Annotated in this window: 16 protein-coding genes; 9 read left to right on the forward strand and 7 right to left on the reverse strand. The window is 69.4% G+C overall.

The window, feature by feature from the left end:
* Positions 1-4 precede the first annotated feature (4 nt).
* A complete protein-coding gene (locus VL15_RS34570; RefSeq protein WP_048251289.1) occupies positions 5-1,198 on the reverse strand; it encodes an ammonium transporter in 1,194 nt (397 codons plus the stop codon).
* A gap of 264 nt (positions 1,199-1,462) precedes the next feature.
* Complete coding sequence (locus VL15_RS34575; RefSeq protein ID WP_048251290.1) at positions 1,463-1,798, reverse strand: hypothetical protein; 336 nt, start codon at positions 1,796-1,798, stop codon at positions 1,463-1,465.
* A gap of 193 nt (positions 1,799-1,991) precedes the next feature.
* Here VL15_RS34575 and VL15_RS34580 point away from each other — a divergent pair, with 193 nt between their 5' ends.
* The 4 genes from VL15_RS34580 to VL15_RS34595 all read left to right on the forward strand — a co-directional run bounded on the left by VL15_RS34580 (position 1,992) and on the right by VL15_RS34595 (position 4,487).
* The gene (locus tag VL15_RS34580; RefSeq protein ID WP_048251291.1) at positions 1,992-2,420 is read left to right on the forward strand and encodes a hypothetical protein; all 429 of its coding nucleotides are present in this window, start codon (positions 1,992-1,994) and stop codon (positions 2,418-2,420) included.
* A gap of 90 nt (positions 2,421-2,510) precedes the next feature.
* The gene (locus tag VL15_RS34585) at positions 2,511-2,942 is read left to right on the forward strand and encodes an Rrf2 family transcriptional regulator (protein WP_048251292.1); all 432 of its coding nucleotides are present in this window, start codon (positions 2,511-2,513) and stop codon (positions 2,940-2,942) included.
* 154 nt (positions 2,943-3,096) lie between these two features.
* A complete protein-coding gene (locus VL15_RS34590) occupies positions 3,097-3,738 on the forward strand; it encodes an NAD(P)-dependent oxidoreductase (protein ID WP_048251293.1) in 642 nt (213 codons plus the stop codon).
* A 278-nt stretch (positions 3,739-4,016) separates the two neighbouring features.
* The gene (locus VL15_RS34595) at positions 4,017-4,487 is read left to right on the forward strand and encodes an Lrp/AsnC family transcriptional regulator (protein WP_006754321.1); all 471 of its coding nucleotides are present in this window, start codon (positions 4,017-4,019) and stop codon (positions 4,485-4,487) included.
* A gap of 49 nt (positions 4,488-4,536) precedes the next feature.
* Here VL15_RS34595 and VL15_RS34600 read toward each other — a convergent pair whose 3' ends face one another.
* Genes VL15_RS34600 through VL15_RS34610 form a run of 3 tightly spaced genes read right to left on the reverse strand, consistent with a single transcriptional unit; the run spans position 4,537 to position 8,036 of the window.
* Positions 4,537-5,310: an ABC transporter ATP-binding protein gene (locus tag VL15_RS34600; RefSeq protein ID WP_048251294.1), complete on the reverse strand. Its 774-nt coding sequence runs from the start codon at positions 5,308-5,310 to the stop codon at positions 4,537-4,539.
* 4 nt (positions 5,311-5,314) lie between these two features.
* On the reverse strand, positions 5,315-7,003 hold the full coding sequence (locus tag VL15_RS34605; RefSeq protein ID WP_048251295.1) for an ABC transporter permease: 1,689 nt from the start codon (positions 7,001-7,003) through the stop codon (positions 5,315-5,317).
* A complete protein-coding gene (locus VL15_RS34610) occupies positions 6,993-8,036 on the reverse strand; it encodes a Fe(3+) ABC transporter substrate-binding protein (RefSeq protein ID WP_048251296.1) in 1,044 nt (347 codons plus the stop codon). The genes VL15_RS34605 and VL15_RS34610 overlap by 11 nt, the downstream gene beginning before the upstream one ends.
* 242 nt (positions 8,037-8,278) lie before the next feature.
* Between VL15_RS34610 and VL15_RS42290 the strand changes: the two genes are divergently transcribed.
* Positions 8,279-8,440: a hypothetical protein gene (locus tag VL15_RS42290; RefSeq protein ID WP_009688068.1), complete on the forward strand. Its 162-nt coding sequence runs from the start codon at positions 8,279-8,281 to the stop codon at positions 8,438-8,440.
* Between the two features lie 147 nt (positions 8,441-8,587).
* Here VL15_RS42290 and VL15_RS34615 read toward each other — a convergent pair whose 3' ends face one another.
* Together VL15_RS34615 and VL15_RS34620 are read right to left on the reverse strand one after the other, a co-directional pair.
* The gene (locus VL15_RS34615) at positions 8,588-9,955 is read right to left on the reverse strand and encodes an amino acid permease (protein WP_048251297.1); all 1,368 of its coding nucleotides are present in this window, start codon (positions 9,953-9,955) and stop codon (positions 8,588-8,590) included.
* Positions 9,956-10,240: 285 nt separating this feature from the next.
* Positions 10,241-12,532 carry an FUSC family protein gene (locus VL15_RS34620; protein WP_048251298.1) on the reverse strand — a complete coding sequence of 764 codons (2,292 nt, stop codon included), beginning with the start codon at positions 12,530-12,532 and terminating at the stop codon, positions 10,241-10,243.
* A gap of 182 nt (positions 12,533-12,714) precedes the next feature.
* On the opposite strand from VL15_RS34620, the gene recC reads away from it, so the two are divergent.
* The 4 genes from recC to arfB are packed head-to-tail and all read left to right on the forward strand — an operon-like array spanning position 12,715 to position 22,479.
* Positions 12,715-16,053, forward strand: a complete 3,339-nt coding sequence (gene recC / locus VL15_RS34625) for an exodeoxyribonuclease V subunit gamma (RefSeq protein ID WP_048251299.1) — start codon at positions 12,715-12,717, stop codon at positions 16,051-16,053.
* Entirely contained in the window at positions 16,050-19,760 is a 3,711-nt protein-coding gene (recB, locus tag VL15_RS34630; protein WP_048251300.1) for an exodeoxyribonuclease V subunit beta, read from the forward strand. The genes recC and recB overlap by 4 nt, the downstream gene beginning before the upstream one ends.
* Positions 19,757-22,078: an AAA family ATPase gene (locus tag VL15_RS34635; protein WP_048251301.1), complete on the forward strand. Its 2,322-nt coding sequence runs from the start codon at positions 19,757-19,759 to the stop codon at positions 22,076-22,078. The genes recB and VL15_RS34635 overlap by 4 nt, the downstream gene beginning before the upstream one ends.
* Positions 22,075-22,479 (forward strand): alternative ribosome rescue aminoacyl-tRNA hydrolase ArfB, encoded by a 405-nt coding sequence (gene arfB / locus VL15_RS34640; protein WP_048251302.1) that lies wholly within the window; start codon positions 22,075-22,077, stop codon positions 22,477-22,479. Before VL15_RS34635 ends, arfB begins: the two co-directional genes overlap by 4 nt.
* Positions 22,480-22,483 lie beyond the last annotated feature (4 nt).

Consider the following 22,483-nt stretch of genomic DNA (forward strand, 5'->3'; position numbering starts at 1 on the left):
GTGCTCAGTCGCGTTCGGGCGTTGCCGAGATGCGATGGATCGACAGGTCGGCGCCGTCGAATTCGGCTTCGCGATCGAGGCGCAGCCCGACGGTCGCTTTCAGCGCGCCGTAGACGAGCGTGCCGCCCGCGGTCGCGATCGCAATGCCGCCGAGCGTGCCGACGAGCTGCGACAGGAACGACACACCGCCGAGGCCGCCGAGCGCGGGCAGCCCGAACACGCCGGCCGCGAGGCCGCCGAGCGCGCCGCACATCCCGTGCAGCGGCCACACGCCGAGCACGTCGTCGATGCGCCACTTGTTCTGCACGCAGGTGAACATCGCGACGAACAGCGCGCCGGCCGCGGCGCCGGTGACGAGCGCACCGATCGGGTGCATCACGTCGGAGCCCGCGCACACCGCGACGAGGCCCGCGAGCGGCCCGTTGTACGTGAAGCCCGGGTCGTTGCGGCCCGCCATCCACGCGGCGAGCGTGCCGCCGACCATCGCCATCAGCGAGTTCACGGCGACCAGGCCGCTGATCTTGTCGAGCGTCTGCGCGCTCATCACGTTGAAGCCGAACCAGCCGACCGCGAGCACCCATGCGCCGAGCGCGAGGAACGGGATGTTCGACGGCGGGTGCGCGGCGATGCGGCCGTCCTTCGCATAACGGCCGTGACGTGCGCCGAGCAGCAGCACGGCCGGCAGCGCGACCCAGCCGCCGAACGCATGCACGACGACCGAGCCCGCGAAATCGTGGAACGGTGCGCCGAACGCATGCGTGAGCCACGCCTGCACGCCGAAGCGCTCATTCCACGCGATCCCCTCGAAGAACGGATAGATGAAGCCGACGATGATCAGCGTCGCGACCAGCTGCGGGTTGAACTTCGCACGCTCCGCAATACCGCCGGACACGATCGCCGGGATCGCCGCCGCGAAGGTCAGCAGGAAGAAGAAGCGCACGAGCGCGTAGCCGTTGTGCTGCGACAGCGTGCCGATGTCGTCGAAGAACTCGACGCCGTAGGCGATCGTGTAGCCGATGAAGAAATACGCGAGCGTCGACACCGAGAAGTCGACCAGGATCTTCACGAGCGCATTGACCTGGTTCTTCTTGCGGACCGTGCCGAGTTCGAGAAATGCGAAGCCCGCGTGCATCGCGAGCACCATGACGGCGCCGATCAACAGGAACAGTGTGTCGACGCCGGATTTCAGACCATCCATGCCGTGGCTTCCTTGCGCAAAAAACGGGCAAGGAACGCAAGTATCGAGCCAACTTGGTGAACGGCTGCGTGGAGTTGGTGCTCAGGCCCCGCGCGATGCGGCATTCCGGTGAATCGTGCACGGTCCGGGGGCGCGGCCGGCAGGCGCCGGCGGCTGCATCGGGTGCACGTGCGTGGTGCGGCGCGTGCGGAACTGGTGCGTGCGGCGGGTGCAACGATGCGATGTGGTGCGCAATGGTGCGTCGCTGCGCACCGATCTGGCGCGTCAGTGACGTACGAACAGCGTGCGCGGCCGGCGCAGCCGCAGCGCGCACGCGGACCAGTACGCGGCGACGGTTGCCAGCCCGAGCGCGGCGAACGCGAGCGCCGCGAAGCCCGCAAGCGACTGGCCGTCGCCGTCGGGGCCGAGGATGCCTTGCGCGACGATCAGCGCGGCCGTCCAGAAGCCGATCACGGCCTGCGTGAACAGGCGCGCGGACGCGACGCGGCGCGGGCGCCCGGCTTCGGCCAGGCGGCGCGCCGACGGCGGACGCAGGCACAGGAACAGGGTGGCGGCGAGCAGTGCGGCCAGCGCGATGAACCAGTCGATGAGGAAAGCCATGAGAAAAAGGGGACACGTACGAAGCGGATTGAAGCGTGCCCACTTTAGTGGTGTAGCGCCTGCGATTGAATCAGACGAATCCGAAATTGAAAGGCGTTTCTCATCACGGATCGTTATTTGGCGTGTTCCACAGGCGGTATCATCGACGTCGGTACAACCACGAGGCCGTGCGACGCGCGGCCGGAGATTGCTGATGAACATGAAGACTTCGCGGGCACGTCGCGTGCCCGGCTCCGCACTGGCGGCCGTCGCCGCCGGTGCGTTGCTGTTGCTCGCCGGCTGCGAGAAATCCGGCGCACCGGCCACGCAACCCGATACGGCCGCGAGCGCGGCCGCCGATGCCGCCAACAATGCGGCCAAGGCGATCGACCAGGTGGCGAGCACCGTCAACCAGCAGCTCAACGCCGCGAAAGCCGGCATCGCGTCCGCGGCGTCGGCCGTGCCGCCGCTGTCCGCGAGCGGCCTCGCATCCGCCGCGCAGGCGCAGATCGACGCAGCGGCTTCCGCGGTCGTCGCGCATGCGGCTTCCGAGGCAGGCGCGAAGATCGCGGAAGCCGGCAAGAAGCTCCAGCAGTGGAGCCAGCAGAACGCCGCGGGTGCCAAGCCCGCGAGCGGCCAATGACGCGGGCTTGCATAATCCGTAAATTGTAATTATCATAGTTACATATATCGCCGGCCGCGGTACGGGTCGGCGTTGCCGAGTGGGTGAGGAATGAATACCAGCAGCCGGTTCGCGTTTGCCGTTCACGTGCTTGCCTTGCTGTCGATGCAGGAAGGTGTGCCGTTGTCGTCCGACATCATCGCGGGCAGCGTGAACACGAATCCGGCCCTGATCCGCCGGCTGCTGTCGATGCTGGCGGCTTCGGGGTTGACCACGTCGCAGCTTGGCGCGGGCGGTGGCGCGCTGCTGGCGCGCGAGCCCGGCGAGATCACGCTGCTCGACGTGTATCGCGCGGTCGACGATGCGCAACTGTTCGCGCTGCACCGCGAGGCGCCGAACCCCGCGTGTCTGGTCGGGCGGCACATCCAGGGTGTGCTGACCGACTACATCGGCGACGCGCAGCGCGCGATGGAGGCATCGCTCTCCACGCGCACGCTGGTTGACGTCACGGCCGACATGCTGGATCTGGAGCAGCGCACGTAACACACAGCACGCGTCGGCGGGTGACCGACGGCAGGCAGGGTAGGAAGTTGGGCGGCGGGCGGTGCCGCAATCGGCGCAACGGTTGGTTCGCTCTGTTTTTTCGGCCTTATATGCAATCGAAGATGTTACACATTTTTCTTTCTGGAGAATCGAGATGACGCAACGTACCTTGAACATCGCGCTGTTTGGCGCCACCGGCATGATCGGCTCGCGTATCGCGGCGGAAGCGGCCCGACGCGGCCATCGTGTCACCGCGCTGTCGCGCAATCCCGGCGCGGCCGGCGACGGCATCACCGCGAAGGCGGCCGACCTGTTCGACGCGGCCAGCATCGCGGCCGCGCTGCCGGGTCATGACGTGGTCGCGAGCGCGTACGGTCCGAAGCAGGAAGATGCGGCGAAGGTTGTCGCCGTCGCGAAGGCGCTGGTCGCCGGTACGCGTCAGGCGGGCCTGAAGCGGCTCGTGGTGGTGGGTGGCGCCGGTTCGCTCGAAGTCGCGCCGGGCAAGCAACTCGTCGACAGCGAAGGTTTCCCGGACGCGTACAAGCCGGTCGCGCTCGCGCACCGCGATGCGCTCGACTACCTGAAGACCGTCGGCGATCTCGACTGGACGTTCTTCGCGCCGGCCGCGCTGATCGCACCGGGCGAGCGGACGGGCACGTTCCGCACGGGCGCCGGCAAGCTGATCGTGGACGCGCAAGGCAACAGCAAGATCTCGGCGGAAGACTACGCGGCCGCGTTCGTCGACGTGCTCGAGCAGGACAGCTTCGTGCGCGAGATCGCGACGGTCGCGTATTGAGCGGCGTGACGGCCGGCGGCGCGTAAGCGCCGGCCCGGGTACGGCGCGCCAGCCGCAACTCGCGCGAACTTCAGGCGACGCCACCTTGACGGGTGGTGTCGCCTGTTTCGTTTGGAGAGCGGCGATTGCCGGCGGGATCGTGCACGGGGCGGATTCGTTCGTGCCGCGCGCGTCCCGGATTGGTATTTATACCGGTCGACGTGGTGGGGTGGTTTCCATATTGTTCCCCGTTGTGCAGGATGCATAGAATAAATTTCTATCTACGAGGGACTGGAGAAATGGACGCCATCGATCGCAAGCTGCTGGAGTTGTTGCAGGCGGATGCCACGCTGCCGATCGCGGAGCTGGCACAGCGTGTGAACCTGTCCCAGACGCCGTGCTGGAAGCGGGTGCAGCGGCTCAAGGAAACCGGCGCGATTCGTGCGCAGGTGGCGCTGTGCGATCCGCGCAAGCTCGGGGTCGGCACGACCGTGTTCGTTGCGATCCGCACGAACCAGCACACCGAGGAATGGGCGCAGCGGTTCACGCAGGCGGTGCGCGACATGCCGGAAGTGGTCGAGGTCTACCGGATGAGCGGCGAGACCGATTACCTGCTGCGCGTGGTGGTGGCCGGCATCGACGATTACGACCGCGTCTACAAGCAACTGATTCGCGCGGTGCCGCTGTTCGACGTCAGTTCGTCGTTCGCGATGGAGCAGATCAAATATTCGACCGCGCTGCCCGTGCGCGATCTTTCCGAGCCTGCTTGACGCGGTAAGGGCGCTGCCCGCGCCGCGTGGCGAGGACGGCAGCGCGGGTTCAGCGGCCGCGCGCCAGTGCGCGCGCACGTTCGTCGGCCAGCGCGTCACGGCGCACGAAATCCGCGACGAACGGGCTGGCCGGATGGTGATGCAGCGCGTACGGCGTATCCCATTGCGCGAGCTGGCCGTCCTTCATCACGCCGACCCGGTCGGCGATCGCGAACGCTTCGGCCTGGTTGTGCGTGACGAGGATCGCGGTGTGGCCCGTGCGTTTCAGGATGTCGCGCAGCTCGAACGCGAGCCGCTCGCGCGTATCGACGTCGAGATTCGAGAACGGCTCGTCGAGCAGCAGCAGTTCCGGCGACGGCGCGAGCGCGCGCGCGAGTGCGACACGCTGCTGCTGGCCGCCCGACAACTCGTGCGGATACGCGCCGCCTGAATCGGCGAGGCCGACGAGTTCGAGCATGTCAGCGACGCGCATGCGCCGTTCGTCCTTCGGCATGCGCCGCAGGCCGAACGCGACATTGTCGGCCGCGCTCAGGTGCGGGAACAGCGCGTAATCCTGGAACATCATGCCGATGCGTCGCCGCTCGGGCGGCACGTCGAGCGACGGCGCCGCGACGGGCACGCCGTCCAGCACGATGCGTCCCATCCGCACCGGTTCGAAACCGGCGATCGCGCGCAGCACGGTGGTCTTGCCGCAACCCGACGCGCCGAGCAGGCAGCCGATGTCGCCGCGCGGCAGCGCGAGGCTCAGCCCGTCGACCACCGTGCGGCGGCCATGTGGCGTGTCGTAGGCGACGCAGAGGTCGTCGAGTTCAAGCAGGTTCACGGTGTCAGGCTCCGATCTTGTGGCGGGTGCGGGCGAGCAGGATCACGGGCACGAGCCCGGCCAGCACGATCGCGAGCGCGGCGACCGCGCCTTCTTCGTAGGTGCCGCGCGCGGCTTCCGCGTACAGCCAGGTTGCGAGCGTGTCGAAGTTCAGCGGGCGCAGCAGCAACGTCGCCGGCAATTCCTTCATCGCGTCGACGAACACCAGCAGCGCGCTCGTCGTGAGCGCGGGCCGCAGCAGCGGCAGATGCACGCGGCGCAGCGTGCCGCCGGCCGTCTCGCCGAGCGAGCGTGCCGCCTGTTCGAGCGACGGCGGAATGCGTGCGAGGCCGGCCTCGATGCTGCCGGCCGGGATCGCGAGAAAGCGCACGGTATAGGCGATCACGAGCGCGGCCGTGGAACCCATCAGCAGCAGCCCGTCGCGGCCGAGCGCCGCGCCGAACAGCCGGTCGGCCGCCGCGAACGGGATCAGCAGGTCGATCGCGAGCACGGTGCCCGGCACCGCATAACCGAGGCTCGCGATCCGCGCGCACACGCGGGCAGGGCCCGCTCGTGCGCTGTCGCGTTGTGCGCGCGCGGCCCATGCGACGACGAGCCCGCATGCGAGCGTCGCGGCGGTAGCGGCGGTGGCGATCGTCAGCGTGTTGGCCAGCCCCGTCATCAATTGCGCGGATACGCCGCCGACGAGATGCAGCCGCTTGCCGGTCTCGACCGCGAGGTAGGCGGCCGGCGCGCCGAAGCCGAACAGCACGGGCAGCCAGCCGAGCACGGCAGCGCCCAACGCGGCCGCGCCGGTGAGGCGGCGCGGCGCGATCGGCCGCATGCGCCGGCCATGCGCGTAGCGCTGGCGGCGGCGCCCATAGCGCTCGAGCACGATCATGCCGACGACGATCGCGAGCATCGCGAGCGCGATCTGCGCGGCGCCGGCGAGATCGGAGCGCGTGATCCATGTCGTATAGACGGAGACGGTCAGCGTTTGCACGCCGAGGAATTCCGACGCGCCGATGTCGTTCAGCGTTTCGAGCAGCGCGAGGCTCACGCCGACCGCGATCGCGGGCCGCGCGAGCGGCACGACGACACGCCAGAACGTCGCGATGCGTCCCGCGCCGAGCGTGCGCGCGGCTTCGAGCAGGCTCGCGGACTGCGTGACGAACATCGCGCGCGTGCTCAGGTAGACATACGGATACAGCACGAAGCCGAGCACGAAGATTGCACCGGGCAGCGAGCGCAGGTCGGGCAGGCGGAACTGGCGCGGGCTGTCGAAGCCGAGCAGCCAGCGGATCGCGCCTTGTACGGGGCCGATCGGGTGCAGCAGGTCGAGATACGCGAACGCGACGATGTAGGTGGGGACCGCGAGCGGCAGCAGCAGCGCCCACGTCAGCATCCGGCGACCGGGAAAATCGTACGCGGTGACGAGCCACGCGCAGCCGGTGCCGACGATCGACACGATCGCACCGACGCCCGCGAGCAGCAGCAGCGTATTGACGAGCGCCTGCGGCAGCACGAATTCGGCGAGATGCCGCCAGTGCGCGAGATCGGCGCCGAATGCGGCGGCCACGAGCACCGCGAGCGGCGCGGCGACCGCGGCCGCGATCGCCAGCGCCGCGATCAGCCACAGGCTGCCCGCACGTGGCCGCAGGCGCGGCCGGCCGGGCTGGCCGCGCGCGCCGGCGCGCACTGCATCAGTTGTCAAAACCGACCTTGTCGACCAGCTGGCTCGCCTGCTTGCGATACTTCGCGATGTCCGCCAGCGGCAGCGGATCGACCTTCAGCGTGCCGAAGCTCGCGATCACCGGATCGAGTTTCACGTTCGCGCGTACCGGGTATTCGTAGTTCGCCTGCGCGTACAGCGCCTGCGCTTCCGGCGACACGAGGTATTCGAGCAGCTTCACCGCGTTGGCCTTGTGCGGCGCGTGCTTTGCGACCGTCGCGCCGCTGATGTTGACGTGCGTGCCGCCGCTCTTCGCGTTCGCGAACGTGGGCCGCACGACCTTGATCGCGTCGCCCCACTTGCGCGCATCGGTGCCCGGCTCGGAATTTTTCATGTGGCCGACGTAGTACGCGTTCGCGAGGCCGACGTCGCAGATGCCGCCGAGGATGTCGCGCGCGACGTCGCGATCGCCGCCCGTCGCCTTGCGCGCGAGGTTCGCCTTCACGCCGCGCAGCCATTTCTCGGTCGCGGCTTCGCCGTCGTGCGCGATCATCGCCGCGACGAGCGCCGTGTTGTACGGATGCTGGCCCGAGCGGATGCAGACCTTGCCTTTCCATTTCGGATCGGCGAGATCCTCGTAGCGGAACGCGTCGACCTTGAGATCCTTTTCGACGTACAGCACGCGGTCGCGCAGCGACAGCGCGTACCAGTCGCCGTTGGCGCCGCGCAGGTTCGCGGGAATCGCGTCGTTGAGCACCTTCGAGCGCACCGGCTGCGCGAGCCCGCCGTCGACCAGATCGAGCAGGTTGCCGACGTCGACCGTCATTAGCACGTCGGCCGGCGACTGCGCGCCTTCCGCCTTCACGCGTTCGAGCAGGCCGTCCTTCACGAACACCGTGTTCACCTTGACGCCGCTCTGCTTCGTGAACGCATCGATGAGCGGCTGGATCAGCTTCGGTTCGCGGGTGGTGTACAGGCTCACTTCCTCGGCCGCATGGGCAAGCGGTGCGAAGGCGGCCGTGGCGAGGGCAAGGGCGCCGGCGAGCGGCAGCAGGCGGGTGCGCGGATTCGACATGGAGACTCCGGTGGGGCAGGTGGACGAGGGAGCGTTCCGGAGCGCGCCTGCCGCCCGAGCGATCCAGAACATTACAAAATGAAAGATTTCGAATTCTAGATCGAAATGGGAACGATTATCAAATGAAAGATCGAGGCGGGCGGCGGAAAAGGAGGGGAGGGGGAACGGAAACGGGGCGTCGCAGCGGGGGCGCAAGCGCGTAGAATGCCCGCTTCGATGAAATTGACGGAGTTGGCCCGACCATGAACGATCAGCGCAAGAAGAACCCTGTCCGCAACGTGAGCATCCTGATCGTCGTGGCCGTGCTGCTCGTGATCGGGACGATCCTGTATAACGCGATCTCGCAGAAGCGCGCGTACGACGAGGCCCATCCGGCCGAGGCCGCGAGCGCGGCATCGCACTGACGTGACGGCGCGCGGCCCGGTCGGGTCGCGCGCGCGTGCATGAGAAAGGGCGGGGGCCCGAGGCTTCCGGCGCGGCAGACGCCGCGCGGAGCCGGGCAAGACGCGGGTGCCGGAGCCGGCACGCCGCGCAGGCAGGTCAGCCGTGCGTCAACGTGACGCAGGCGCGAACTTCGGGCGGATCCGTGCGTAGAACACGACCGCCAGCAGCGCGAGCCAGGCCGCGCCGACATACAGCGCGACGCGCGTGTCCTCGAACCAGCCGAGCATCACGATCACGAAACCCATGAACGCGATCGTCAGCGCCGGTGCGACCGGCCACAACGGCACCTTGAACTTCAGCGCCGCGACTTCGGCGCTCGACAGCCGGCGGCGCATCGCGACCTGCGACAGCAGGATCATCAGCCAGACCCACACGGTCGCGAATGTCGCGATCGCCGCGACCATCAGGAATACGTCCTTCGGCATCAGGTAGTTGAGCACCACGCCGACGAGCAGCGCGCCCGCCATCACGAGCACGGTGACCCACGGCACGCCGTGCCGCGACGTCGTCATCAGCACGCGCGGCGCCTGGCCCTGCCGCGCCATCCCGAACATCATCCGGCCGGCGCCGAAGATGTCGCTGTTGATCGCCGAGATCGCCGCGCTGATCACCACCAGGTTGAGGATCGTCGCGGCCGACTTCACGCCGAGCGTCGAGAAGATCTGCACGAACGGACTACCGTCGCCGCCGACGCCGGTCCACGGGCTGATCGACATCAGCACGACCATCGTCAGCACGTAGAACAGCAGGATGCGCGCCGGCACCGCGTTGATCGCGCGCGGAATCACGCGCTCCGGGTCCTTCGCCTCGCCGGCGCTCATCCCGATCACCTCGATCCCGCCGTACGCGAAGATCACGACCGACAGCGACGCGATCAGCCCACCGACCCCGTTCGGCAAGAAGCCGCCGTGGTTCCACAGGTTCGCGAATGTCGGCACGTCGGCCGAATGGCCGAAGTGCATGCCGGTCAACAGGATCGCGACGCCGCCGCCGATCATCGCGACGATCGCGCCGACCTTGATGATCGACAGCCAGAACTCGAGCTCGCCGAACACCTTCACGTGGCACAGGTTCAGCCCGCAGATGATCGCGACGACCCCGAGCACCCAGATCCATTGGGGGACGTCCGGAAACCAGAAGCCCATGTAGATGCCGAACGCGGTGATGTCGGCGATCGCGACGATCACCATTTCGAGCGTGTAGGTCCAGCCCGTGACGAATCCCGCGAACGGGCCGAGGTTCTCGGTTGCGTAGTGGCCGAACGAGCCGGCGACGGGTTCGCGCACGGCCATCTCGCCGAGCGCACGCATCACCATGTAGACGGCCGCGCCGCCAAGGATGTACGCCAGGATCACGGCCGGGCCCGCGAGCTGGATCGCGGACGCCGAACCGTAGAACAGGCCCGTGCCGATCGCCGAACCCAGCGCGAGAAAGCGGATGTGCCGCGCGCTCAGGTGGCGCTGCAAGTTTTTCATCGAGTCTCCGATATCGTTATGCGACGGACCGGGCGAGCGGGACCAGTCCGATTGGCTCAAGTTGTATAGACAACTTGAATGTGAACGAATGATAACAAGCCGGGCCGGGTGACCGGAATCGGGTATTCCCTGACTGGCGCGATGAGCGCAATAGGGGGTGGGGCGGTCGCGCGGCGTGCGGGCGGGCCGCGTGAAGCGGGCGGGTCATGCTTCGGGAGGCTGATGAATCGGGGCGCGCCGGTGGCCGATCCGCGGCGTGAGCGGGCCGGCCACCGGCGGAGAACGTCAGGCCGGCAGGCGGATCACGCTCGCGTCCTTGCGGATCAGCAGCGACGACGCGAGCATCTGCTTGCACTGGTGCGCGAGCACCTTCAGGTCGTGCGTGAGCTCGGCGCCCACCGCCTCGGATTTTTCCGCGGACACGACCATCGCGTCGAGCTCGCGCGTGATCTGCTTCGACGCCTCGAGCTGATCGGCGGGCGGCGGCTCGCCGGCTTCGGCCTTTTCGAGATTGTCGAGCACGGCGGCAAGCCCGCGCTGCAGCGCGTCGTCGTGGACGAGGCCGCCGTCGACCGTACACGCGCTGCGGATCAGCGGCGCGGCGGCCGTGATCTGCGCGCCGAGCACGTGCGTCTGCACGAGCAGGTCGTTCAGTTCGGGCACGAAGCGCTGGTGCGCCTTCGGCTCGATCATCATCCGCTGGAATGCCTGCCCGAGGTTCGCGAACGCGATGTGCACGTCCTTGCGCGCGAGGCGGTAGCGATAGTCGTCGTCGAGGCTCGCAGCCGGGGTCTCGACCGCCGCGGCGATGACGGGCACCACGGCCGCGCCGTCGGCGGTGGGCACGGGCGGCGGCGACGCGCCACGCCCGGCGCGCCACACGGCCTCGAAATACTTGCGGGTCGCGGTGAGCATGTCGGTGACTTGCTTGCCCATCAGCCGGTATTCCCAGTACGGGAACAGCCGGCTCGCGGCGATCGCGATCATGCAGCCGACCACCGTGTCGATCGCGCGCTCGCCGATGATCCGCATGCTGCCCGGCGCGAGCAGGTGGAACATCAGCAGCACGTACGACGACGTGAATACGACGCTCGCCGCGTAGTTGAACAGCAGCAGGCTGTAGCTCATCACCATCGACCCGAACATGATCGCGATCAGCAGGTGCGGCTCCTTCACCGTGTAGATCAGCGCGATGCTCGCCGCGCAGCCGATCAGCGTGCCGATGATCCGCTGCGCGTTGCGTTGTTTGGTGAGCGAATAACCGGGCTTCAGGATGATGATGGTCGTCATCACGATCCAGTACGCGTTCGTGAGCGGCAGCAGCCGGCCGAGCCAGAAGCCGACGGCCACCGCGATCGTCACGCGCAGCGCATGGCGGAAGCTCGGCGAGCTCATGTTCAGGTTCGAGAAGATCAGGAGTGGCGACATCCGGCGGCGCTGCAGGAAGCGCGCGAGCGCCTTGTCGATCTTCAGTTCGGTTTGCTGCGGATCCGCATGGCCGGACAGGTTGCGCCGCATCCGGTCGATCAGGCGCGTCGCGCTCCAGATGCGCCTGAACGTCGCGAGCACGGCCGCATAGGCTTCCGCATTGGTGGCCGCGAAGTTCTTCTTGCGCATCAGCTCGATCTCGTACTCGATCGCGCGCAGTTCGGCCTTGACGCTGACGTGCGAATGCGGCGCGCGGTTCTCGAGCACCGCGAGGCCGATCTCCTCGAGATCGGCGGCCGCCTTGCGGATCAGGTCGCGGTAGAAAATGATCAGATCCGAGCCGCCGAAGGTGTTGCGCACGAGCGGGTAGTCGGTGTGCGCGCCGACGAACAGCTCGTGCAGGTCGACGCTGTTGATGAACAGGTTGTACATCGTCGTGCGGCCGGGATCGAGCTTGCCGCGGCGCAGCTTCGGCAGGTTGCGCAGCACGATGTCGCGCGCGGTTTCCTGCGTTTCGACCGCGGTGATCTGCTTGGCGACGAGATTGCGGTAGCACTCGTCGAGATCGGCATCGAGATCGTAGAACTGCGCGCGCGCGAGCAGGTAGTCGGCGCACGCGAACAGGCTCTCGGCGAGCGCCTGCTGCTCGATCCGGCGCGCCTGCCATTGCGACACGAGCGTCGCCCAGTACGTGTACCAGAGGCCGCCCGCGAGAATCCAGCCGGCGTTGATGAAGGCCTGCAGCGGCGTGAACTGCTCCTCGAGCGTCATCACCATCATGAACAGCGTCGCGAAGCTGATCTGCGGCCAGCGGTTGCCGTAGACGACGATCAGCGACAGCACGAACGTGAGCGGCACGATCGTGAGCCACAGCGCAAAGATGTTCGGTGTCGCGAGGCCGGTCGCGAGCGCGGCCAGAAAGCCGATCACGCTGCACGCGAGCATTTCGTTGTGCTTGTACTTGAGCGGGCCCGGCATGTCGACGACACAAGCGCCGAGCGCGCCCGTCGAGATCGTGAAGCCGAGCTCCCGGTTGTGAAACACAATGAGGCACAGCACGGCCGGCAACGAGACGCCGACCGCGATCCGCAGGCCGCCGAAAAAGTACTGGCTATAGAAAAATTTTCTGATTTCGACCGAATAGCGCATCGATGGGCTGAATGGCAGACGAAGACGCCCGGGGGCGGCGTGTTGACTGGCGACGAGTCTATCGTATTTCGCGGTCCGCAAAACCTGGCTTTCCGGATGACCTTCGCGGCGGCGGTCCATTTGCTATCCTTGGTGATCCTGTTCGCCCGGCCCGGCCGGTGCGAGGTTCCGACGCCCGCTTCATGCTCCATCTCTTCTATTCGAACCGTCACGAAACGCTGGCCGATGCGCTGCTCGAGGATCTGGCCGCGTTTCCGGCCCGCAACGGCCCGTGGGCGCCGCAACAGGTCATCGTGCCGAGCGCGGCGCTGCGCCGCCGCCTCGAGCTCGACATCGCCGCGCGCAGCGGCGTGTGCGCGAACGTCGAGTTCACGTATCTCGCGCAATGGCTGTGGGCGCAGATCGGCCGCGTGCTGACGGTGCCCGCACGTTCGCCGTTCGCACCCGACCGCCTAGTGTGGCGCTGCTACCGGCTGTTCGCGCAGGCGGCTGGCGGTGCGCCGTGGCTCGCATCGCCGCGGCTTGCCGCGTATCTGTCCGCGTCCGACGATGCGATGCGCTACGAACTCGCGCACCGCGTCGCGGCCGTGCTCGATCATTACCTGACTTATCGCCCCGAATGGCTGGCCGCATGGCAGGCCGGCGAATCCGTGCTGGCCGGCGACGGCGCGCCGCGCGGGATCAGCGACGCCGCGCGCGACGACGAGCGCTGGCAGGCCGCGCTGTGGCGCGCGCTGCTCGCCGAACTGAGCGACAGCGGCACGCCGCCCGCGCATCGTTTCCTCGTCGACGCGCGCCATCTCGATGCGGATACGGTCGAGCGTGCCAACTGGCCGGAATCGGTCAGCGTGTTCGCGCTGCCGACGATGCCGCCGCTGCATATCGCGCTGTTGCGCGAGCTGTCGCGCTGGATCGACGTACGCGTCTATGCGCTGAACCCGTGCCGCGAATTCTGGTTCGACATCGTGACCGCCGCGCACGCCGAGGCGCTCGATGCGGCCGGGCGGCTCGACTACCAGGAAGTCGGCCATCCGCTGCTCGCCGAATGGGGCAGGCAGACGCAGGCGCAACTGCACATGCTGCACGAACTGACTGAAAGCGCGGCGTCAGGCGACGCGGCGCGTTTCGTCGAGAATCCCGCGCCGACGTGGCTGGCGCGCGTGCAGAACGCGATCCTCGACCTGCAGCCGGAGGCCGAAGCCGGCGACGCACCGGCCGAGCGCGGGATCGAGGTGCACGTATGTCACAGCCTCGCGCGCCAGCTCGAGGTGCTGCACGACCGGCTGCTCGCGTGGTTCGACGCGGATGCGAGCCTGCAGCCGTCCGACGTGCTCGTGGCGGTGGCCGACCTCGCGGCGGCCGGGCCGCTGATCGATGCCGTGTTCGGCACGGCCGGTGGCGGCGGCGCGCGCGTGCCTTACCGGATCACTGGGCTGCCGCCGTCGCAGGCGAACCCGGTCGCGCGCGTGCTGCTCGACTGGCTCGCGTTGCCGGAACGGCAGGTCGGTGCGCCGGAGCTGGTCGAATGGCTGCGCGTCGACGCGGTGGCCGCGCGCTACGGCATCGACGCGGCCGCGCTCGAGACGGTGCAGACGTGGCTCGCGGCCGCCGGCGCGCGGCGCGGGCTGTCGCCGCTCGCGAGCGACGACGCGGCCGTGCCGTCGCCGCGTCATACGTTCTCCGATGCGCTCGCACGGCTCTTTCTCGGTTATGCGATGCCCGAAGGCGCGGCGCCGGTCGGCGCGTGGCTGCCGATCGAGGCGGCCACGGGCAGCGAGGCCGAATTGCTCGGCCGGCTCGCGCGCTTTACCGACGATCTCGACGGCTTCGCGCGGCGGCTCGCCGAATCGCACACGCCGCGCGGCTGGAGCGAACTGTTTGCCGACACGCTCGCGCGTTTCTTCGATTCGGGTGCCGCGTATGCGGACGCGCTTGCGGGCGTGCGCGATGCGCTAGACGCGATGCTGGCCGCGATGACGGAGGGCGCGCCCGACGAAGCGCTGCCGGCCGCCGTCGTCCGTGCGGGGTTGGCCGCGGCGCTCGACGATCCCGCGCGCGGCGGGGTGCCGTGGGGCGGCGTCACGTTCTCGTCGCTGACGAGCCTGCGCGGCCTGCCGTACCGCGTCGTCTGCCTGCTCGGAATGGACGACGGCGTGCTGCCGAGCCTGGCGCGCGCGGACGAATTCGACCTGATGGCCGTGTTGCCGAAGCTTGGCGACCGGCAGCGCCGCGACGACGAGCGCAACCTGTTTCTCGACCTGCTGCTCGCAGCGCGCGACCGGTTGCTGATCGCCTATACGGGCCGCAGCATCCGCGACAACGCGCCGTTGCCGCCCGCGGCACTCGTCGACGAACTGCTCGACCATCTCGCGCTCGTCACGGCCGGCCCCGACGCCGCGCCGGACGCGGTCGATGCCGCGCGGCGCGCGTTCATCGTCGAGCATCCGCTGCAACCGTTCGCGGCCGCCTATTTCCAGCCCGGCAGCGAACTCGTTTCGTATGATGCCGAGCGCGCGACGCTCGCGTCGCTGCTGGCCGCCGATGCATCGCGCGACGGGCCGCGCGAGCTGCGGTTCTTCGCGCAGCCTCTGCCGGCCGAACCGGTCGAGCCGGTCGCGTTCAGCGAATTCGAACGCTTCTGGCGGCATCCCGCGCGGGCGCTGCTGCGCGCGCGGCTGGGCATCGTGCTTGCCGATGCCCAGGCCGAACTGCTCGACACGGAGCCGTTCGCGCTCGACTTCGCCGGTAGCGACGCGCTCGCCGAGCGCGTGCTGCCGCTCTTGATCGAATCGGGCGACGGGGCCGTGCACGATCACGCACTGCGCATCGCGGACGCGAGCCCGGAACTGCCGGGCGGCGCGACGGGCGCCGTGTGGCGCGACCAGGCGCTCGGCTCGATGACGCAGCTTGCGTCGAACGTACGCCGCGCGCTGGCCGACGGCATGGAGCGCCGGCCGTTCTCGCTCGTTGTCAGGCCGGCCTGGCCCGACACGGAACAGGCGCTGTTCGGCGCCGACGACGCGATGCTGTCGGGCGATGCGGTGAGCGCGCCGCTCGAACTGCACGGCACGCTGAACCGGCTGACGCCGGCCGGGCAGATCATCTACCGTTATGCGCGGTCGAGTGCGCGCGACTACCTGTCCGCGTGGCTGGCGCATCTCGTCTACTGCGCGGTCGAGCCTGGCGGCCCGCGCCGCACGCTGTGGTTCGGCAGCGGCGGCGCGTTCGAGCTGACGCCGGTCGCGGCGCCGCTCGAGCGGCTCGCGCCGCTTGCCGCGCTGTTTCGCGCGGGACGACGCATGCCGCTGCGGTTTTTCCCGCGCAGCGCGTGGGCGAGGGTATCCGATGGCGAGGCCAAGGCCGCGAGCGTCTGGATCAACGAGCGCGTTGTGAGCGAAGCCGACGATCCGGCCATCGCGATCGCATGGCGCGGCGCGCATGCGTCGCTCGACGAGCCGTTCGGCACACTCGCGCGGCTCGTGTTCGAGCCGCTCGTCGAGCATCTGAAGGAGGTCGCATGAGCGCCGTGTCGCAGCCGCAGCAGGCGCTCGAACTCGACGTGTTCGCGTGCCCGCTCGACGGCGTCAACCAGATCGAGGCGTCGGCCGGCACCGGCAAGACCTGGAACATCTGCGCGCTGTATGTGCGCCTGCTGCTCGAAAAGGATCTCGGCGCGGACGAAATCCTCGTCGTGACCTTCACGAAGGCGGCGACGGCCGAGCTGCACGAGCGGATTCGCAGTCGGCTCGCACAGCTCGCGCATGTGCTCGACACGGGCGACGATGGCGGTGATCCGTTCATCGCGCGCCTGCTCGACACGACGCTCGGCGAAGCAGGCTCGCTCGACCCCGAGACGGCCGCGAAGCGGATCCGGCGCGCACTGCGCGCGTTCGACCAGGCCGCGATTCATACGATCCACGCGTTCTGCCAGCGCGCGCTGCAGGAGGCGCCGTTCGCGGCCGCGATGCCGTTCGCGTTCGATATGGAGGCCGACGATGCGTCGCTGCGCTTCGAACTCGCGGCGGACTTCTGGCGCACGCGCGTCGAACCGGCGGCCGCGCGCTGGCCGGGCTTCGCGACCTGGCTCGTCGAATCGGGCGCCGGCCCAGCCGCGCTCGATGCGCAGCTCGCGCGCCGGCTGAAGAAGCCGCTCGCCGCGCTGCGCTGGGACGGTGTGACCGAGCCTGACGAGTCGGCCGAGGCCGCCGCAGCCGAATGCTTCGCCGAGGCGGCGCGGATGTGGGCGGCCGAGCGCGATGCGATCGATGCGTTGCTGCGCACCGCGCAGCCCGCGCTCAACCAGCGCTCGCACAAGCCCGAGGCGGTTGCCGATGCGCTCGACGCGTGGGCCGCGCATTTCGCGCAGGGCGACGCGACGGCCGCGTTGCCGAAAGCCGCACTGAAGCTCACGCATTCCGCGCTGGTGAAGGCGACGAAAAAAGGCGGCGCAACCCCCGAACATGCGTTTTTCGACGTGGCCGACGCGCTCGAAGCGGCCGTGGTGGCGGCCGAGGCCGCGCAGCGCGCGCGCTGGCTCGTGCTGATCGCCGAGTGGCTCGACATGGCGCCGGGCGAGCTGGCCGAGCGCAAGCGCACGCGGCGCGTCGTCTCGTTCGACGATCTGCTCGCGAACCTGTACCGCGCACTGCATGCGCACCCGTGGCTCGCGGAGACGCTGCGCGCGCGCTATCCGGCCGCACTGATCGATGAGTTCCAGGATACCGATCCGCTGCAGTTCGCGATCTTCAACCGGATCTTCGCGCCGGGCGGCCCGCTGTTCCTCGTCGGCGATCCGAAGCAGGCAATCTACAGTTTCCGCGCGGCCGACCTGCATACCTATCTGGCGGCGCGCGCGAGTGCGAGCGCGTGCTACACGCTCGCGGTCAACCAGCGCTCGACGCCCGCGATCGTCGATGCCTGCAACCGCTTCTTCATGTCGAATCCGCGTGCGTTCGTGCTCGACGGGCTCGACTATTACGCGGTGCGTGCCGGCACGCGCGTGCGTGCGCCGTTCGTCGACGAAACCGATCCGGGCCCGGCCGGCGACTTCCGCGTCTGGGCATTGCCGGGCGGCGAAGGCACGCTGCTCAAGCGCGACGCGCAGGCGCAGGCCGCCCAGGCCTGCGCGGCCGAGATCGCGCGGCTGATGCGCGGCGCGCGCGAAGGGCGCGTGCGGCTGGGTGACACGCCGCTGTCGCCGGGCAACGTCGCGGTGCTCGTGCAGACGCACCGGCAAGGCAGTCTCGTGAAGCGCGTGCTCGCGACGTGGGGCATCGGCAGCGTCGAACTGGCGCAGGCCTCCGTGTTTTCGACCGATGACGCCGAGCAGCTCGAACGCGTGCTGGCGGCGATCGATGCGCCGGGCGACCTGCGGCGTCTGCGCGCGGCGCTCGCGGCCGACTGGTTCGGCCTCGATGCCGGGGGGCTGTGGCGGATGGAGCAGGGCGACGGCGATGCGCAGCGCGAAGCGTCCGCGGCCGACAGCACCGACGCGATGAGCTGGGTCGAGCGCTTCTCGCGGTATCGGCTGCTGTGGCGCGAACGCGGTTTCGCGGTGATGTGGCGCACGTTCACGCGCGAGCTGCGGATCGCCGAACGGCTGATGGCCGGCGCGGACGGCGAACGCCGCGTGACCGACATCAACCATCTGGCCGAACTGACGCAGACACGCGCATCCGCGCAGCCGGGCATCGCGCCGACGCTGCGCTGGCTCGCCGCGCAACGGCTCGACGGCGGCGGCGAGGAAGCGCAGTTGCGTCTCGAATCCGATCGCAATCTGGTGCAGATCGTGACCGTGCACAAGTCGAAGGGTCTCGAATACGCGATCGTGTTCTGTCCGTTCCTGAACGACGGCGGGCTGCGCGAGCCGCCCGCGTCCGCGCTGCCCGATGCACGCGAGTATCACGACGAAGCGGGCGACGCGGTGCTGCATTACGGGTGCGACGACGAGGCGGCCGCACACGCGGCGCGGCAGGCGATGCGCGAGCAGGCCGCGGAACGCGCGCGGCTCGTCTACGTGGCGCTCACGCGCGCGGTCTATCGCTGCTACGTCGTTGCCGGGCCGTACCTGTCGTCGCGCTCGACGCGCGAAGCGCGGCGCAGCGTGCTCAACTGGCTTGTCGCAGGCGCCGGCCAGTCGTTCGATGCGTGGCTCGACGAGCCGCCCGACGAAGCCGCGCTCGACGCGGGGTGGCGCGCACTCGCGGGCGGCGCCGTGAGCGTCGCGCCGCTGCCGGCACCCGCGCGTCCCGAGCGTCTCGCGGCCGGGCACGATGCATCGCAAACACTCGCGGCGCGCCATGCGACACGCGTGCTGCGCGATGCGTGGCGCATGGCGAGCTTCAGCTCGCTGACCGCGTCGATGGCGCGCGAGGAAGCGGGCGTCGCGGCCGTGCCCGACGACGAGTTGCGGCCCGATCACGATGCGCTTGCCGAGGTGGTGCCGGACGGCGAGTTCATCCTGGCCGATACGGTCGCGCCCGAACCGCCGGACGACGACATCCTCGTGTTTCCGCGTGGCGCGGCGGCCGGCGAGTGTTTGCACCGCCTGTTCGAACTCAGCCGGTTCACCGAGCCCGAGTCGTGGCACAAGGCCGCGCTTGGTGCGCTGCACGACCGGCCGGTCGAGGCCGAGCCGGAACTCGCGACGCGATTGCCGTCGATGATGGCGCGGCTCGTCGACGACGTCGTGCGCACCGAGCTCGTGCCGGGTATGCGGCTCGCCGATCTCGATCCCGCGAAGCGGCTCGACGAAATGGGTTTCCTGTTCCCGGCGCCGTCGCTCGACCTGACGGCGTTGCGCCGGTTGCTGGTCGCGCACGGCTACCCGGACGTTGCACTGGAGGCGGGCAATCTCGCCGGATTCATCAAGGGTTTCATCGACATGATCGTCGAACACGACGGCCGCTTCTGGATCGTCGACTGGAAGTCGAACCATCTCGGCACGACGCCGGACGCCTACGGCCCGCGCGCGCTCGACGTCGCGATGGCCGATCACGCGTATCACCTGCAGGCGCTGCTCTACACGGTCGCGCTGCATCGCTACTTGCGCGGGCGGCTGCCCGCTTACGACTACGACACGCACATCGCGGGCTACCTGTACCTGTTCGTGCGCGGCGTGCGGCCCGACTGGCGCAGCGGCGGCGAGCCGGCCGGCGTGCATGCGCGGCGGCCCGCGCGCGCGCTCGTCGACGCACTCGACCGGATGATGGAAGGGGGCCGCGCATGAACGCATCCGACGACACGCTCGAATTTACCGGCGGCCTCGTCGCGCGGCTGCCCGAGCCCGCCGATTTCGGCATCGCGCTCGCGGAAGGCTTCGCGCGTCGCATCGGCGACCTCGCGCGGCGTGCGGGCGCGCCGGCTGCGGCCGCGCGCTGGGCGGCGCGCGCCGCGTTCGCGACGAGCCGCGCGACCGCGGGCGGCCACGTATGCGTCGCGCTCGGCGCGCTCGCGCAGCGCTACGAAGAACCGCTCGACGACATCCGCGCGGCGCTCGCCGCGAGCGGCGTGGTGGCGTTCGGCACGCTCGCGCGCGGCGATGAGCGGCCGCTGATCGTCGACCGGCACGATCATCTGTACCTGTCGCGCTATTTCGATTACGAACGGCGGCTGGCCGATGCGCTCGTTGCGCAGGCCGGTGTCGCCGCGCCGGACGAAGGTCTGTCGCCCGACCGGTTGCGCGACAGCCTCGCGCGTTACTTCGGGCCCGCGACGGGCGAAGTCGACTGGCAGCGCGTCGCGGCGATCGTCGCGCTGACGGGTCGCGTGACCATCGTCAGCGGCGGCCCCGGCACCGGCAAGACGACGACCGTCGTCGGCGTGCTGGCCTGTTTGCTCGACGCGCACCCGGGGCTGCGCATCGCGCTGGCCGCACCGACCGGCAAGGCCGCGCAGCGGATGCAGGAAGCGCTGCACGCGCGGGCCGGCGACCTGCCGCCCGAACTCGCGGCACGCCTGCCCGACACGTCGTACACGCTGCATCGCCTGCTGGGCGGCGGGGGGGCGGCCGGCTTCCGGCATCATCGCGACAATCCGCTGCCGTACGACCTGATCGTCGTCGACGAGGCGTCGATGATCGATGTCGCGCTCGCCGCGCATCTGCTCGACGCGCTCGCGCCGGGTGCGCGGCTCGTGCTGCTCGGCGACAAGGATCAATTGGCCGCGGTCGAGGCGGGCGCCGTGTTCGCCGAACTGAGCGCGCGGCCGGCGTTTACCGCCGCGGCGCGCACGCGCATCGCGCTGGCGCTCGGCATCGACGAGGCGGCATTCGTCGCGGCATTGCCGGTGCCGGACGAAGCCGCAGCCGCAGCGGCAGCAATTCCGGCGGCGAATCCGGTTTCCGCGGTGGCGCGGGCCTCGGCGCCTCCATCGGCATCGGCCGCCGCTTCAACACGCAAGCCGGCGGCTCGGCGGCGAGTCGATGCGCGACAGGCATCGCTCTTCGACGATGAACCGCAGCACGACGAGATTGCCGCGGTCGACACTGCGCTGCCTCCCGCAGGCCCGGCACTGACCGATGTCGGTGATGCAGGTCAGGCGGGCGGCGCCCCCGCGTGGATCGAGGCCGACGAACTCGCGTGGCTCGACACCGTCGAACTGCCGCCGTTCGACGCGGGCGATGCAGTGGATGCAGCGCTTGCATCGGTCACGGCGGCGGCGCCTGGCGAAGCTGCCGCCGTATCTGCCACGCCGGCACCCGCACCGGCGCCGCTCGCCGACTGCGTCGTGTGGCTCGAACGCAACTACCGCTTCGGTCTTGATTCGCCGATCGGGCGGCTGTCGCTCGCGATCCGCAGTGGCGACGTGCAGGCCGCGCTCGACGCGCTGCCCGCCGACGACACGGCCGCTGCGTCGTTCCACGACGATGCCGGCGATACGCTCGCGTCGGCGACGGTCGAGCGGCTCGCACGGCGGTTCGGCGCGTACCTCGACGCATTGCGCGACACGCTGGCGGCGCCGGTGCCCGATCCGCTGCCGCTGTTCGACGCGCTCAACCGGTTCCGGATCCTGTGCGCCATCCGCAGCGGCTCGCGCGGCGCGGAGCACGTCAATGCGCTCGTGGCCGCGCATGTGCGGCACGCGGCACGCGTGCCGCTCGCGGTCGGTGCGCACTGGTTCACCGGGCGGCCGATCATGGTGACGCGCAACGACTATGCACTCGGGCTGTTCAACGGCGACATCGGCATCGCGCTGCCCGACGCGCACGGCGTGCTGCGCGTGTGGTTCAGGCGCGCGGACGGCACCGTGCGCGCGGTGTCGCCGGCCGCGCTGCCGCCGCACGAAACCGCGTTCGCGCTGACGGTCCACAAATCGCAGGGCTCGGAATTCGACGAAGCCGCGCTCGTGCTGCCGGCATCGTTCGGTCGTGTGCTCACGCGCGAACTCGTCTACACGGCCGTGACGCGTGCACGTACGCGCGTGCAGGTGATCGGGCCGCGGCGCGTACTGGCGCAGGCGGTCGCGACGCGCACGCAGCGCGATTCGGGGCTCGCGGCACGCGTCGACGAAGCGCTCGCACGGCGCCGCACGGAGGCTTCGCGATGATGATCCGCTATACGCTCGATCCGGCCGAAGTCGAATGGACGGCCGTGCGCGCACAGGGTGCGGGCGGGCAGAACGTGAACAAGGTGTCGAGCGCGATTCACCTGCGCTTCGACATCCGTGCGTCGTCGCTGCCGCCTGTCATCAAGGAGCGGCTCCTCGCGCTGTCCGACCAGCGCATCACGCGCGACGGCATCGTCGTGATCAAATCGCAGGAATACCGCACCCAGGAGAAGAACCGCGACGCCGCGCTGGCGCGCCTCGACACGTTGATCGGCAGCGTCGCGTACACGCCGCGCGCACGGGTCGCGACGCGGCCGACGCGCGCGTCGAAGGAACGGCGGCTCGAGCACAAGTCGCGCCGCAGCGTGGTGAAATCGGGACGAGGGAAGGTGGTCGACTGACGCA

Origin of the sequence: Burkholderia cepacia (genome assembly GCF_001039005.1) — a bacterium.
GTDB lineage: Bacteria > Pseudomonadota > Gammaproteobacteria > Burkholderiales > Burkholderiaceae > Burkholderia > Burkholderia theae.